The sequence below is a fragment of the Variovorax sp. WDL1 genome (genome assembly GCF_001541225.1).
Lineage (GTDB): Bacteria > Pseudomonadota > Gammaproteobacteria > Burkholderiales > Burkholderiaceae_C > Variovorax.
This window is the reverse complement of record NZ_LMTS01000114.1, coordinates 26312-40879: the sequence shown is the minus strand read 5'-3', so window position 1 is coordinate 40879 and position 14568 is coordinate 26312. Positions and strand designations below refer to the sequence as shown.

The window sequence follows — 14568 nt, the reverse complement described above, 5'->3', positions numbered from 1 at the left end:
CCCGCCGATGCTGCAGCTGGCGCGCGGCTCTCCGCCTCGCGCTGCGCATCCTGCCACTCGTCCAGCGAAGCGATCCACTCGACGGTGCCGCTGCTCGAAGGCCAGCCCAAGGCCTACTTCATTGCCCAGTGGCGTGCCTTTCGCGAGCGCAAACGTACTGCCCCGGTGATGGTGACCCTCGCCGCGGAGTTGAGCGAGCAGGATGTCGATGACCTTGCCGAACACTTCGCGGCACTGGTGCCTCCTCCCACGGCGCAAGCGGCCGGCAGCGATGCCGGCCGCGCATTGGCCGATCGCTTGCGATGCGCCGTCTGCCACGGTCCGGGGTTGAAGGGGACGAGCGCCGGCGCGGCACGGCTCGCCGGGCAGAAGGTGCGCTACACCACCTGGTCGTTGCAGTTGATGCGCAGCGGAACGCGGCCGCACGGAAGTGCCGCGAAGCCGGATCCGCTGCTTGCCGACCTCAGCAATGCCGAGGTCGAGTCGTTGGCCGCGTATCTGGCTTCTCTGCACTGACCTTGGGGCAGCTGGTGCGTCGAAAGCTCAATGCTCGTGCCGGTGGTGCGCATCCGGCACGTGGGCGTGGCTGTGGCGCGTTGGCTCGTGTGTGTGGAGATGGCTGTGCGACCCGTGCGGCATCACGTCGTGGCTGTGCGTGTGATGTCCGTCGTCGTGCGAGTGGGCATGTTCATGGACCAGGGGCTCATGTGCATGTTCGTGTCCGTGCGATTCGGCCAGGTGAAGGACCACGCCGAACATCATGAGCATGCCGCCCGCGGCCATCACCCATGTCCCGCTGCGGTCTCCGAGCATGATTGCAAGGGCTGCGCCGATGAAGGGTGCGAACGCGAAAACGGAGCCGGTCCGCGCAGCGCCGAATGCGCGCTGCGCAAGCAGGTAGAAGCGCAGGCTCAGGCCATAGCCGCTCGCGCCGACGAGGAACAACGCGATCGCGGCACCCAAGGTCGGCATCGGGTCCCTGAAGACCCACGCGAGCAGGGCCGTCGCCGTTGCGCCGAGCACGGCCTTGCCCAGGACCACTTGCCCAGGATCTCGCTCGGCGAGCCCGCGGGAGAGCGTGTTGTCCGCACCCCAGGCTGCAGTGGCCAGCAACACCGCCAGCATGCCCCAGAGCTGTGTTCCGCCGCTGCGGCCCTGGTCCAGCACCAGCGCTGCACCGCCAGCCAGAAGCAGCAGCATGGCGGCCCAGACGCGGCGGTCCATCATCTCCTGGTACAGGAAGCGCGCCAGCACCGCCGTGAAGAGTGCTTCGAGCGTCAGCATCAGCGAAGCGCTCGTGCCGCTGGTGTGCTGGAGGCCCCAGGCCATGGCCACGGGTCCCAGCACGGCACCGAATGCCGCCATGGACATCAGGCGGGGCAGGTCCCCGCGCACCATCTGCGCCTCGCGCTCCACGTGCCGGCGCGAGAGCGCGCCGACCGCGGCCGCGCCCGCGTAGAGAAGAGCGGCGGTCGTGAAGGCGCCCAGCCCTGCGCCGAATCGCTGCACGAGGGGTGTGCTGACCCCGAACAGTACGGCCGCCAGCAAGGCCAGCAGACCGCCGCGCAGAGCAGGCAGACGGGTCAGGCGACTTGCCATGGGTGCATCACTTCATCGTGAGGCGGCTTGCCGCCGGTGCCGTTGGGGTCGAACTCGTCGCCGCTGTCGATCACGTAGAGCGCTTTTACAACTGCTGCAAAGGTTAACAGCGCCCCACCTGCTCCGGAATCCCCGAAATCCCGGACTCCCGCCTGGGCGGTAAAGCGGTGCCGGCACTCGCCGTATCCGAGGGCGCTCTCGCCGCGGCAAGTGACTGCGCCACCTGTACACTTCAGGGTCCATGCCTCCCCGGGTCGTCGCGCTGTTGCTTGCCGTCATTTTTCTGTGGTCAGGCGTCGCCATGACGGAAGAGCGCTTCGCCCTCGTGGCTGGGGATCTGTCCCAGGGTCATGGTCAAGCCGTTGCGGAATCGCTGCATACCGATTTCAGTGGGTCGCTTGATGATCACCTGATCGACGACCAACCGCACGCAGAGCATGTGCTCGACCTTGCCGCACTGTTGAACATCCAGCATGACCGCGGCGAACAAATGCTCACTGCAGCACGCCCCCGGCCACCGGCCGACGTGATCCTGCGGTCACCCTACCTCGAAGGGCCGCAACGGCCCCCTTGCGCGGCAAGCGTCCTGATCGTCTGACTCTTAGGCGGCCACTCTTGGCCTGGGATGTGTTCGCATCCCGCAATCGGCATGCCGCCGGTTGATGGGTCGACGGCCGCGCCTGGAGCCTGAACCGAGTGTTCCCTTTTTAGTGCCTGCTACACATCTCTATGGAAATAGCCATACTTTTTGCTCTCATCCTGCTCAATGGCCTGTTCGCCATGTCTGAAATCGCGCTGGTCACCGCGCGCAAGGCCCGGTTGCAGAAGCTGGTCGATGAGGGCAACCGTTCGGCCGCTGCGGCCGTCAAACTGGGCCAGGATCCGACGCGTTTCCTGTCGACGATCCAGATCGGCATCACCTCCATCGGCGTGCTCAACGGCATCGTAGGCGAGGCGGCGTTGGCGGCGCCCCTGGCCCTTTGGCTCGCCTCGCTGGGGGTACCGCCAGCCTGGGGCAACTACGGTGCGACAGGACTTGTGGTGCTGCTGATCACCTACTTTTCGATCGTCGTTGGTGAGCTGGTGCCCAAGCGCATCGGCCAGTCGTATCCGGAAACCTTTGCGCGGCTGATGGCACAGCCCATCAACTGGCTGGCCGTCGCGACCAAGCCCTTCGTGGTGCTGCTGTCGATGTCGACGCGCACGCTCTTGCGCCTGCTGGGCGTGAAGGAGACCAGCGGCAGCCCGGTGACCGAGGAGGAAATCCATGCCATGTTGGTCGAAGGCACGACCGCGGGCGTGATCGAATCGCACGAGCATGTGATGGTGCGCAACGTGTTCCGGCTCGACGATCGCCAGATCGGCTCGCTGATGGTGCCGCGCGGCAGTGTGACAACGCTCGACATCGACCTGCCGTTCGATGACAACCTGGCGCGCATCGAGGCCTCGGATCACGCGCATTTCCCGGTGGTTCGCGGTGGCCTCGACAATGTGCTGGGGGTCATCAATGCAAGAAAATGGCTGTCGCAGGCATTGCGGGGCGCACCACGGGAGCTGGAGAGCCAAACGCTGCAGCCGCCGTTGTACGTCCCCGAAACCCTCACCGGCATGGAGCTCCTCGACAACTTCCGCTTGTCCGACGTTCACATGGCATTTGTGGTGGACGAGTACGGCGAGGTCCAGGGCATCGTGACCCTGCAGGACCTGATCGAGGCGCTCACAGGCGAGTTCCAGCCGCGCGATCCCGAGACGTCATGGGCCGTGCAGCGCGAAGACGGGAGCTGGTTCCTCGATGGCCACATCCCCGTGCCCGAGCTGAAAGACCGCCTGGGACTCGACCAGGTGCCCGAAGAGGACCGCGGCCGCTACCACACTCTGAGCGGCATGATGATGCTGCTGACCGGCCGCCTGCCCCGGATCACCGACGCGGTGGAATGGGAGGGATGGCGCTTCGAGATCGTCGACATGGACGGCAAGATCATCGACAAGGTGCTCGCGAGCCGAGTACCCGTGGCGGCCGCGAAGGGAGCAGAACAGGGCGGTGTAGCGGAATGAGCGGCGTGGTGCGGGTACGCCAATCCCGGACCAACCTGGGGAGGGTGCGCTGGAATGCGATGCTGCTTTTCTTCCTCGCTCTTCTTTGGGTGGCGTGCTCGGATGCTCGTTGCAGAACTTGATCGAGCAGAGGTCGAGATGCGCTTCGACGATGGGGATGAAAAGTTCGATGTCCATGTACACCCGTCGGTCACCCGCGTGCGGCCGGCATCGCAATGAAAGACCCGGCACACGGCCGCCAGGCTGGCCCTGCACGCAAGCGAGTCGAACACGGGAGACTCTGCTCCGTCATCCTCGCGATAGGCGCTGCCGCTTTGCTTGGCTGGCTGGCGGTAGAACTCTACGTCAAGGTGGTGACGCTCGACTGAGGCTTCATCAGTGCTCGTGCCTATTGGGGCATCCGGAGCATCACTTCATCGTGAAGCGCACAGTGACCGCCTTCTTGGCAGGGGTCGTCAGTACGGCGACCACTTTCGAGCCCTTGGCCAGCTTCACGCCCTTGGCTTCCAGCTTGTTGCCGCCGGCGGGCTTGAGCTCGGCCTCGGACCTGTCGGCGCCGTTCAGTGCCGTGAGCTTGCCGCTGGTCCCGGCCGTATCGAACTCTGCATCGTGGTCGATCACGTAGAGGGTCGCGCCGTCGCCCGTGGGCACCAGCTCGAAGGACAGGTCGCTGGCGCTTTGCACCACGCCGCCATGCTTCGGCTTGGCCGCCCCGTGGGCGAACGCCTGCGTGGCGGCCAGGGCCGAGGTACTCATCACCACCGCCGCGACCAGATGGCGCAGGGATCTGCTCTTGATAGTCATGGAATCATTTCCTTTGTTTCGTTGTGGCGCTCTTTGGCAGGCGGCGCCGACGGCCTTTGGAATCCTGCTTGCTCAGTAGGTGATCTGCGGGATCGGCCGCGGGCCGGCTTCGCTTTCCTTGTCTTCGTCGACCAGCCGCTCCATCCCGCGCCGGCCGAACATCCAGAAGAGGACCGGCGTGAGCAAGGTGTCGAGCAGTGTCGAGCTGACCAGGCCGCCGAAGATCACCACCGCCACCGGGTGCAGGATCTCCTTGCCCGGCGCGTCGGCGGACAGAAGCAGCGGCGTCAGCGCGAACGCCGCCACCAGCGCCGTCATGAGCACGGGCGTCAGGCGTTCCAGCGAGCCGCGCACGATCATTGCCTGGCTGAAGGTCTCGCCCTCGAACTTGCAGAGGTTGATGTAGTGGCTGATCTTCAGGATGCCGTTGCGTGCGGCGATGCCCGCCAGCGTGATGAAGCCCACCATGGAGGCCACCGACAGGCTCACGCCGGCCAGCCACATCGCCACCACGCTGCCGATGAGCGCGAGCGGAATGTTGACCATCACGATGCCTGCCAGGACGGCGGATTTGTAGCGCGCGTACAGCACGAGGAAGATCATCGCGAGCGAGACCATCGAGAGGCCGACGATCAGGTTCATCGCCTGCTCCTGGGCCTGGAACTGGCCTTCGAGGCTCACGAAGGTGCCAGGCGGCAGCGAGGTCCTGGCGATCACGCCCCGGATGTTCTCGATGACCTTGCCCATGTCGGAGCCGTCGGTGTTGGCGTAGACCACGATGCGCCTGCGCCCGTTCTCGCGCCCGATCTGGTTGGGGCCGTCGGTTTCCTCGACCGTCGCGATTGCGGAGACCGGCAGGCGGCCGGCCGGCGTGTCGATCAGCGTGGCTGCGAGGTCCTGCGGGCTGCGGCGTCCGTCCGGCAGGCGCAGCACCAGGTCGTAGCGGCGCTGGCCGTCGACGATCTGGGCGCCGTGCGCGCCATCGGTGAGGGCCTGGAGAATCCGGATCGCCTCGCCCGGGGAAAGGCCGGTCTGCGCAAGCTTGCGCTGGTCGAGCCTCACGGTGATCTGCGGGATCAGGACCTGCTTTTCCACGGTCAGGTCGACCAGGCCCGGAACGCCCGACAGCCCTTGGCGCATCTGCTCGCCCAGGCCGCGCAGGGTGTCGGTGTCGTCGCCGAAGATCTTCAGCGCGATCTGCGCGCGAACGCCCGACAACAAGTGGTCCAGCCGGTGGGAAATCGGCTGCCCGATCGCGACCTGCGCCGGCAGCACCGAGAGCCGGGCCCGGATGTCCGCCATCACGGTCTCGCGGCCGCGGTCGGAGCGCTTCAGGTCGACGTCGATCTCGGCCGAGTGCACGCCCTCGGCATGCTCGTCGAGCTCGGCGCGTCCTGTGCGCCGCCCGACCTGGATCACCTCGGGCACCTGGGCGATCAGGGTCTCCGCAAGGGCACCCATTCGATTCGCCTCGGTCAGGGCCGTGCCGGGATTGAAGACCATGCCGAGCACCAGCGATCCTTCGTTGAAGGCAGGAAGGAAGGCACGGGGAAAGAAGGGCACGCTGGCCGCGGCAGCAGCCACGGCCAGCATGGCGACTGCGAGCAGGAGCCTGGCGCGAGCGAAGGACCAGGCCAGGACCCTTTCGTCCCAGCGCTTGAGGCGCACGACCAGCGGGCTGTCGCCATGGCCGAGGCGATTCATCTTCGGCAGCAGGTAGAGGCACAGGACAGGGGTGACGGTCATCGACACCAGCATCGAAGCCAGGATCGAGACGATGTAGGCGGTACCGAGCGGCGAGAACAGCCGCCCCTCGATGCCCGGCAGCGCGAACAGCGGCACGAAGACCAGCACCACGATCACGGTCGCGTAGACGATGGCCGAACGCACCTCGATGCTGGCGCGGCGCACCACTTCCAGCGCCGGCAGCGGATCGCCGCTGGCACGGTTCTGCTTGAGTCGGCGAAGGACGTTCTCCACGTCGACCACCGCATCGTCGACCAGCTCGCCGATCGCGATGGCGAGGCCGCCCAGGGTCATCACGTTGATCGATTGACCCAGCAGCTTGAACACCAGTGCCGTGACGGCCAGCGACAGCGGGATGGCCACCAGCGAGATCAGCGTAGTGCGTGCCGACAGCAGGAATGCGAACAGCACGATCGCCACCATGATGGCGCCGTCGCGCAGCGCCTCGCTCACGTTGCGGATCGATGCCTCGATGAAGTCGGCCTGGCGAAACAGCACCTTGGGGGCAGTCAGGCCGGGCGGCAAGCCCTGCTTCAGCTCGTCGAGGGCGGTCTCGATGGCTTTGGTGAGCTGCACCGTGTCGGCGGCGGGCTGCTTCTGCACGCTCACGATGACCGCCGGCGCACCGTTGTAGCCGGCATCGCCGCGCTTCATGCCGGCGGCGAACCTCACGTTGGCCACCTGGTCCAGCAGCACCGGGCGCCCATCTTTCCACGCCACGGCGATGCCCTGCAGGTCCTCCACCCGATTGGTGCGGCCGAGGTGCCGGATCAGGAACTCCCGGCTGTTGAGATCGATGAAGCCGCCGCCGGCATTGCCCGCGAAGCCGCGCAAGGCCTGCTCGACCTGGGTGAGCGACACGCCGAACTGCGCCATCCGGGCCGTGTCGGGCTCCACGCGCAACTGCCTCACGTCGCCGCCGATCGGGATGACCTGGGAGACGCCGGCGATCGACAGCAGGCGCGGCCGCAGCACGAAGTCGGCATACTCGCGCGCCCGCATCGGGTCGGCCGCGGATTTGCCTTCGGCAAGGGGCAGCGCGATCAGCATCACCTCGCCCATGATCGAGGAGACCGGGCCCATGATGGGCGTGATGCCGCCGGGCAGCTGCTCGCGCACCAGCGCCAGGCGCTCGGCGACCAGCTGGCGGTTGCGATACACATCGGTGCCCCAGTCGAATTCGGCATAGAGGATGGACAGGCCCACGCCCGAGGTGGAGCGCACCCGCGTCACCCCCGGCATGCCGTTGAGCGCGGTTTCGATGGGAAAGGTGACGAGCTGCTCCACCTCCTCGGGCGCCATCCCGCCGGCCTCGGTGAGGACGGTGACCAGCGGCTTGTTGAGGTCGGGGAACACATCCACCGGCGTGCGCCACGCGGTGACGGCACCGTATGCCAGCAGCAGCGCGGCCAGGGCCAGCACGAAGAGTCGGTTGTGCAGGCTGCTTCGAACGATCCAGTTGAACATTCGGCGGCTCCGTTCAGCGGATCTGCGCGATCAGCGACGCGCCTTGCACCACCACGCGGTTGTCGGCGCCGAGGCCCTGGACGACGATCACGGTGGCGGCGTCCAATGCCCGGTATTGCACCGGCTGCGGGATGTAGCGCTCGGCGCCGGACTTGATCCACACGATCGGCTCGTTGGCGCTGTTGCGCACGACGGACTGCGCGGGCAATACGAAGCCCTTGATGCGCTCGTCGAGCGACGCGAGGACCGTGACCGGCTGGCCCACCGCCAGCGGCAATGCGGTGCCGTCCTTGCCGGGCCGTGCCTGGAAGGTGATCGGCAGCACGCCGTCGCGCAGCGAGCGCGCGGCACCGAGCGGCTTGAGCGTCACGCCGGGCAGTCCCTGCAGGGAGGCGTCTGCGAGGCGTGCAGGCAGGGCCGCGTCGGCGGTCGTTGCCTCGACCAGCACACGCGACGGATCGATGACTTCGAACAGGACGTCGCGCGCCTCGACGATCTGGCCGGCCACTGCGTCGGCCCGCGCGATCACCCCGGAGACGGGGGCGGCAAGCGCTTCGCGCACGCCCAGGCTCGCGCCGATGCTCTTCTCGCGCGCGGAAAGGCTCTGCAGCTCGGCGCGAGCTGCTTCGATCTCCTTGCGCGGCACCGTGCCTTCGAGCGATTGCAGGCGCTCGACACGCTGCGCCGCCAACTGCCGGCTGCTGCGCAACTCGGCCAGCTGCGCCTGCTGGTTCGCCTGCGCATAGGGTTCGGCATGGTGCTTCACATAGGCCAGCACGTCCCCTTGCCGCACCGCCTGGCCGGCCACGGGCAAGCCGCGCGGGCCTGCCTCGATGCGTCCGCCATGCACGGGCTGGACGCGGCCGCCGGCGTTGGGGTCGACCACGATCCGGCCCGGCAATTCGATCGTGGCGGCAGCCTCGGTTTCCAGGGCCAGCATGGTCCTCACGCCAAGGCGGCGCTGGGCCAGCATCGGTACTTGCACGCTGCCATCGGGCAGGCGGGCGAGTCCCGAGGTGCCGGTGGCGCTTCCCGCCGCGTCCAGGTGCTCGCCATTGGGTCCGTGCGCACCCGGGGATGCGAATGCCGTGCCGACTGTTGCGCAGCTCAGCACAAGAGCGAGCGCGACCAGCGCCGACGAGCGCAGTCCCGGGAAGCACACAAAGACAGGAAACGGTGAATTCATGGCGCTGCTCCAGCCGTCGTTCCGGGACGGCGGTTGAGGAAAAAGATGAAGACGCCGAGGACCAGAAGCGCCAACAGGATCCACGCTGTCGCAGGTAAGCCGTTGTCCTGTTCATCGTCATGCGAATGTCCGCGAGCGCCGGCGGCGGCGCCGACGCTCTTGAGGGTTCCGTCGAGAAGGTCCGTGTCCGTGCCGGCGAAAACGGTGATCACGAGCGCGTGCTCGCCGGCCGCTCTCAACGCCGTCAGGAAGGCGGCATCGTCGACAGCGTAGTCCCCCATGTCCGAATGGAACCTGGCGGCAGCCTTCAGGCCGGCGGTTTCGACTTCGACCTTTGCCTCGAGGACGGGTTCGTTGGTCTCGAAGCGGTTGATGAGGATCGAGAACTCGTCGGCGCGCAGGTGCCCGACCAGCTCGAAGGTTTCCGACCTGGCCTCGATGCGGGGTGCGTCGCTGCCCCCGCCGGTTGCCTGGGCCGGGGCGTCCAGATGTTCGCCGTCGGGGCCGTGCGCTCCCGGCGCGGCCGCAGTCCCCGAACCCAGCAGCAGCATGAAGGGAAGGGTGGCTGCAAGCACCAGTCGGCGCAGATGGCGTCTGTCGATGAAGGAGCGGAATGTCATGGAAAGAGTCCGAGTGCTTGTTGAAGTTGGGCGTGCGCCAGTCCGAGCGCGGCGTGCTGCCGCGCAAGCGCCGCTTCCGCCTGGGCAGCGGCATTCGCGGCGCGCAGGAGCTCCGGCAGGGAGCTCTCTCCGGCTCTGAAGGAGCGATCGATCAGCTGCGCGCGCTCACGAAGCAGTTGTGCTCGGGTGCGCGTGCTGTCGAGTTGCCGCGCCGCACTCTGCAGGCCATCGCGGGCAACGGCCGCATCGGCCACCAGGCGCTCGCGCAGTCGCAGCTCGGTCGTTTCGGCGACATCGAGCTCGCCGAAGGCGACTGCCTGCAGCGGCGCATTCCGGCCGTCCGTGCCCAGGGGAATCTTCAGGCCGATGCCGATGCCGCGCTGGGTCGCCTCGCCGAGGCCGGGTGCCTCCTCGCGGTAGCGCAGCGAGAGCTCCGGCGGATCTCGCCGCGAAGCGTTGACCGCATCGACCCGCTTGCGCGCCCGCTCCACGGCCTGCGTGGCTGCGATCAGTTCCGGGTGATCGCCGGCGGGCTGGGCGCCATCCGGATCGCCGGGGATCGATGGCGAGTCCAGTGCTGGCGTTGCGTCCAGGCCGGTCAGCGTTCGCCATTGCGCACGCCCGGCGTTCACGCGTTGGTCAGCCTCGCTGCGCGCTGCCTCGGCTTCCAGCAGTTCTCCGCGCGCCGCGAGGGCATCCGCGCGTGCCAGGTCGCCGGCGCTCACGCGGCGCTGAACGTCGTCGGCGATTCCCTGCAGGTAGCGCGCCTGGGCTGCCACGGATGCGGCTTCGGCGAGCGCAGCCGCGAGTCGCCAGGCCGCTTCGCGCACCTGCCCGGCGATCCGCAAGCGCGCGGCGTCCGTTGTCGACTGGGCGAGCCTGAGTTCCGCGTCTGCCGCCGCCGAGCGCGCATCGCGCTGGCCGGGCAGCCAGAGCGGCCAGACGAAGCCCAGCTCGGTTTCGCGACGGCCGGCGCTGGAATGGAAGCGATCGTCGAGGTGGTTCATCTCGATCGCCGGTGGTGCCGCCCAGAGACTCGAGGCCGAGGTCTGCTCGGCGCGCGCACGGCGGGCCTGCGAGTCGCTCTCCCGGGCCTGGATTGCGCGATGCCAGGCGGCATCGCTGGCCTGGGCGAGCGTGACGGTCGCCGATGCGGCGTTGAGCGGCGCCGATGGCTGCGGCTGTTGGGCGAGCACCGGCGACGCGATCGCAATGGCAATGGCTGCAAGGACGCCGGAAACAGACCATGGAGCGGGGTTTACAAGACTCACGAGACTCCTGAGGGTGGGGAAATGCCGGCGCCGAACGATGTCTTCGAGCAGCCGTATGCGTGCGCGGGCTGTAGGCCATGAGAAAGGGATCACGGCACTCCTGTCGACTTGCGACCGCCCGTGCAGCACGCCGGACACGCGCAAGCGTGCTGAAGCCCGCTCAGCACACGCAACTTGCGGCGCCGAGCAGAGGCGTTTTTCAGGTCGTCGGTCGAGGAGGTCGTCGAAGGCCGTCGAGGTGCGGCCAGGGAGGTGCGGGCTCGTTGCCCGCGAAGGGCCGATCCATGGCCCTCGGGAGAAACAGGGACATCCCCGCCGACATGACCGCGGCACCGCTCAGATACCCGTCCGCGACAACGTGTTGAACGGATTCGACCGAGTTGTCTTGCGAGACCGAACCATCGTCGTGGTGATGATGCGGCTCCTCTTGCCAGTGAAGCACCGCATGGGCAGCTTGTTCGACGCCGCCCAGCGCCTGCGCGTGGCCCCCGATGGCCAAGGTCTGCCAGAAGGCAATGATCAGCAGGAGTAGCAAGGCGAGCCGGCGGCGCATCGGCGAAGTCTAGCCCAAGGCAGGCCGCCCGATGCCGTTTGAACGGAGCGGGCGCGCCGAGACCTCCGAGGCTGCGAGTCTGTGATCCGAACCACGCGGAGCCAACAGGCCGAGCCGCAGCGGCCCGCCGGCGCATGCCCCCTTCGCGTCACCGCCCTGGGCCGCCAGGATCACGGGTTCAAAGTGAACCTGAACTGGTCTTTCTGATCGGCCTTGCGCGCTGATTTCTGGGGCGCCCCGCTCGAGAGGTCGGGGGGCCGCCTGAACAGTCTGCGCATCGCCCGTGCAGCGTCACATCGTGGCGGCGGACCAGGAAGCCGTCGGGGGCCAAGTCCTCCATGCTTCCAGGGCAGCCGTGGATCGGAAATACGCGGCCACAGTCATCACAGTGGAAGTGATGGTGATGGTGATCGGGCTGGGCATGGTCCGACTTGCAGGGCGCCTCATAGCGCGGGGGTTGGCCTGGCAAGTCGACGCTCAGAATTTCGCCGTGCTCCAGCAGGCCCTTCAACTGTCGATAGACCGTTGAGATATTCAGGCTGGGTACCGAGCGCTGCGCAAGCTCGCAGATTTCCTGCGGCGTGAGCGACCGCCCGCTGTCGGACAGCGCGGTCAGCACGGCATCACGTTGGCGAGTTTGGCGTTCCACATGCCGATGGTAGCCGCAAATGCAATTGCGTTTGCAATAGGACGTTTCATGGCTATGATCCACGCTCTCCGCCATGCGCATCTCTCGTTTTCTCCTCTGGCTGGTCCTTGCGTTTGCGTTCATCAACGCAGGCGCGACCGTTGCGCATGGCTTCGACACGAGCGCCGGGCATCAGGCTTCGACGTCCGGGCATCTCGAACTCGCGGGCAGCGCGAGCGAGGAGAACGGTGAAGAAGGTGTCGAGGCCCCCTGTCATTGCAGCGGATGCATGGCACACGTCCAGCAGCTGATGCTGGCCTCGAGGCCGGAACTCCCGGCCAGCCCGCCACCTGCGCGTGTTCAGCGCAATGGCGAGGCGGCCGCGTACGCCACTGCGGCCCCTGTGTACCGGGGTGCTTCACCCCGGGGCCCGCCGCAGGGCACCTGAGGACGCCGCGCGAGCGGCGCCTTCACCCGGACTTCATCGCAGTCGCTGGCTCCACGCCAGCGAGGCTGCCGCTCGACCACCCTTCTTCGCTCTTCCATGAACTCACCATCCTGGGGGTGCCACGCACCCATGGCTATCGCGTTCGCCATTGCCGCACCCTCGACTACTTCCGCTCAGGCTCAAGCACTCGCGGGCACGCTGAATGAAGTGCGCGTGACTGCCGAAGGCGATCGTGTCGATCTGCACGGCAAGCGCACTCGGATCACCAACGACAGCACCGGCCTCCCGGCGGGCGTCACTGTCATCACGCCGGAAGAACTCGGCACGCTCAATATCGGGCGCGACATCTCGAATGTGTTCCGCCGCGTTCCGGGCGTGGTCGCCAACAATATCGATCAAGGCGACACAGGCAACGGCTTTCGCATGCGCGGCTTCGCCACGCAGGGGACGCACGGCGCCGACACCGCGGTCTACGTCGACGGCGTGCCTCAGAACATGCCCTCGAGCCAGGCCGGCGCCGGCCATGGCCCCGCCTTTCTGGAATGGCTGACCCCGGAAATGATCGGGCGCATCAACGTGATCAAGGGCCCCATCTCCGCTTTGTACGGGGACCAGAATCGCGCTGGCGCCGTGAGCATCACGACAGAGACGGCGCCCGCGTCGTCCAGCGTCGGCGTCTTGCTCGAAGGCTATGGCGGGCGCCGCGGTTCGCTGGTGCTGTCCAACCAGTTCGACGAAGTGCAATCGCTCTTCATCGCCGATGCCTATCGCACTGACAGCTTTCGGCGCGATGGCCGTATCGAGCGAGACAACTTGTTCTGGAAGCTCTCGACCCGGCTGGGGGATGGCCTGTACAGCCTCCGGCTGAACCACTACCGCTCGGAGACGAGCGCGCCCGGCTACCTGCTGCTGTCCGATCTTCAGCGCGGCGCCGTGGACCCGAGGTCGACGCAGTTCAACCTGCCGGGCTTCGGCAGCGGCGATCGAACGGCGCTGGTATTCAACCGCACTCCGGCGAACGGCGAGGCGGGCTGGTACGCCACGGCTTACGGCGAAACCTTCGAGCGCGTGCGCGGCACCTCGACGAGCAGCGTGCTGCAAACGGTCGGCGAGGACGACCGGCACTTCTATGGCGGACGGCTGGCACAGAACCTCGTCTTCGGCGGCGCTGCCTCCCTTTTTGTGGGCGGCGAGCTGCGGCGCGACAGGGGCGATGCGCTGCGCCGCATCTGGCGCAATGGCGCTCCCACCGCCAACTACATCAACAACCAGCAGCTCGATCTGCTGACCTACGGCCTGTTCGCCCAAGGCCAGTACAAGCTGGCTCCGAACCTCAAGTTGCTCGGCGGCGTGCGGCGTGACTGGTTCGACTACGACATCGGCAACCGCAAGCTGCCCGCTGCCTCGACCACTTACACCGACGCCGTCACCACCCCGAAGATCGGGGCGGTGTGGAGCGTGACGCCGGAGCTCGACATCTTCGCCAACGTGGCCGAAGGCTTCCGATCGCCGGCCGCGGAGCAGATCAGCAGCAGCGGGGCGACCGGCCCGCTGGGCGCGCGTGGCGGCACGGTGTTCGATGTCGCGCCTTCGAAGGTCAAGTCCTACGACCTTGGCTTCACGGCAGCGCCGACGGCATCATGGAGCGCTTCTGGCGTGGTCTATCACACCCTCAACCAGGACGAGATCGTCGCGCAGCCCGACGGCTCGTTCAAAGCGGTAGGCGAGACCACGCGCAGGGGATTCGAACTCGAGTCGAGGCTGAGGATAGACAGTGCATGGTCGGTCTACGGCAGCTACGGCCGCGTGCTCGAAGCGCGCGTCAACAACCCCCTGCCCAACACGGGCGAGAGGCTCTCGGTGCCGCGGCACCAAGTCAAGCTCGGCGCCGAATATCGGCAGCGCCTCGGCCCGGGCCGCCTCACCGTCAACGCCGACGCCTATCTGACCTCGGGTAATCCGTACTACGAGGGCACGCCGCAGACGCGGCTGCGCCTGATGCCGACCTACACGCGCTACGACCTCAAGGCGACCTACGATTGGCAGCAGTTCCAGTTCTCGGTGTTCGCGATCTTTCAGCCGCGACGGTTTGCGAGCGACATCGCCTACGGCACCCCAGCCGGCTTGCTGGTGTCGCCGCAGCCACGCACACAAGTCGGCGCGTCCGTGCGCTACTTCTTCTGAGGTCGGC

The 14568-nt window shown here is 67.2% G+C and carries 12 protein-coding genes; 4 read left to right on the top strand and 8 right to left on the bottom strand.

The window, feature by feature from the left end; genetic code table 11:
• The coding region (locus tag APY03_RS16040; RefSeq protein ID WP_232324291.1) for a c-type cytochrome at positions 1 to 516 on the top strand (516 nt) is incomplete at its 5' end.
• A gap of 27 nt (positions 517 to 543) precedes the next feature.
• Here APY03_RS16040 and APY03_RS16035 read toward each other — a convergent pair.
• The gene (locus tag APY03_RS16035) at positions 544 to 1599 is read right to left on the bottom strand and encodes a DMT family transporter (RefSeq protein WP_068678182.1); all 1056 of its coding nucleotides are present in this window, start codon (positions 1597 to 1599) and stop codon (positions 544 to 546) included.
• 241 nt (positions 1600 to 1840) lie between these two features.
• On the opposite strand from APY03_RS16035, the gene APY03_RS41520 reads away from it, so the two are divergent.
• Entirely contained in the window at positions 1841 to 2197 is a 357-nt protein-coding gene (locus tag APY03_RS41520; protein ID WP_146039678.1) for a hypothetical protein, read from the top strand.
• 131 nt (positions 2198 to 2328) lie between these two features.
• Positions 2329 to 3654 carry a hemolysin family protein gene (locus tag APY03_RS16025; protein WP_068678180.1) on the top strand — a complete coding sequence of 442 codons (1326 nt, stop codon included), beginning with the start codon at positions 2329 to 2331 and terminating at the stop codon, positions 3652 to 3654.
• Between the two features lie 408 nt (positions 3655 to 4062).
• Here APY03_RS16025 and APY03_RS16020 read toward each other — a convergent pair whose 3' ends face one another.
• The 7 genes from APY03_RS16020 to APY03_RS40255 form a co-directional block, all read right to left on the bottom strand.
• The gene (locus APY03_RS16020) at positions 4063 to 4458 is read right to left on the bottom strand and encodes a hypothetical protein (RefSeq protein WP_174262792.1); all 396 of its coding nucleotides are present in this window, start codon (positions 4456 to 4458) and stop codon (positions 4063 to 4065) included.
• A gap of 72 nt (positions 4459 to 4530) precedes the next feature.
• Positions 4531 to 7671: an efflux RND transporter permease subunit gene (locus APY03_RS16015; RefSeq protein ID WP_068678179.1), complete on the bottom strand. Its 3141-nt coding sequence runs from the start codon at positions 7669 to 7671 to the stop codon at positions 4531 to 4533.
• A gap of 13 nt (positions 7672 to 7684) precedes the next feature.
• Positions 7685 to 8857, bottom strand: a complete 1173-nt coding sequence (locus tag APY03_RS16010) for an efflux RND transporter periplasmic adaptor subunit (protein ID WP_068678178.1) — start codon at positions 8855 to 8857, stop codon at positions 7685 to 7687.
• Positions 8854 to 9408 carry a hypothetical protein gene (locus APY03_RS16005; protein WP_232081258.1) on the bottom strand — a complete coding sequence of 185 codons (555 nt, stop codon included), beginning with the start codon at positions 9406 to 9408 and terminating at the stop codon, positions 8854 to 8856. The genes APY03_RS16010 and APY03_RS16005 overlap by 4 nt, the downstream gene beginning before the upstream one ends.
• Positions 9409 to 9473: 65 nt before the next feature.
• Positions 9474 to 10748, bottom strand: coding sequence for a TolC family protein (locus tag APY03_RS16000; RefSeq protein WP_083944391.1), 1275 nt, complete (start codon positions 10746 to 10748; stop codon positions 9474 to 9476).
• A gap of 199 nt (positions 10749 to 10947) precedes the next feature.
• On the bottom strand, positions 10948 to 11301 hold the full coding sequence (locus tag APY03_RS15995; protein ID WP_068678176.1) for a hypothetical protein: 354 nt from the start codon (positions 11299 to 11301) through the stop codon (positions 10948 to 10950).
• Positions 11302 to 11479: 178 nt separating this feature from the next.
• Positions 11480 to 12025: a Fur family transcriptional regulator gene (locus APY03_RS40255; protein ID WP_332112720.1), complete on the bottom strand. Its 546-nt coding sequence runs from the start codon at positions 12023 to 12025 to the stop codon at positions 11480 to 11482.
• 481 nt (positions 12026 to 12506) lie between these two features.
• Between APY03_RS40255 and APY03_RS15985 the strand changes: the two genes are divergently transcribed.
• Complete coding sequence (locus APY03_RS15985; protein WP_232324290.1) at positions 12507 to 14561, top strand: TonB-dependent receptor; 2055 nt, start codon at positions 12507 to 12509, stop codon at positions 14559 to 14561.
• Positions 14562 to 14568 lie beyond the last annotated feature (7 nt).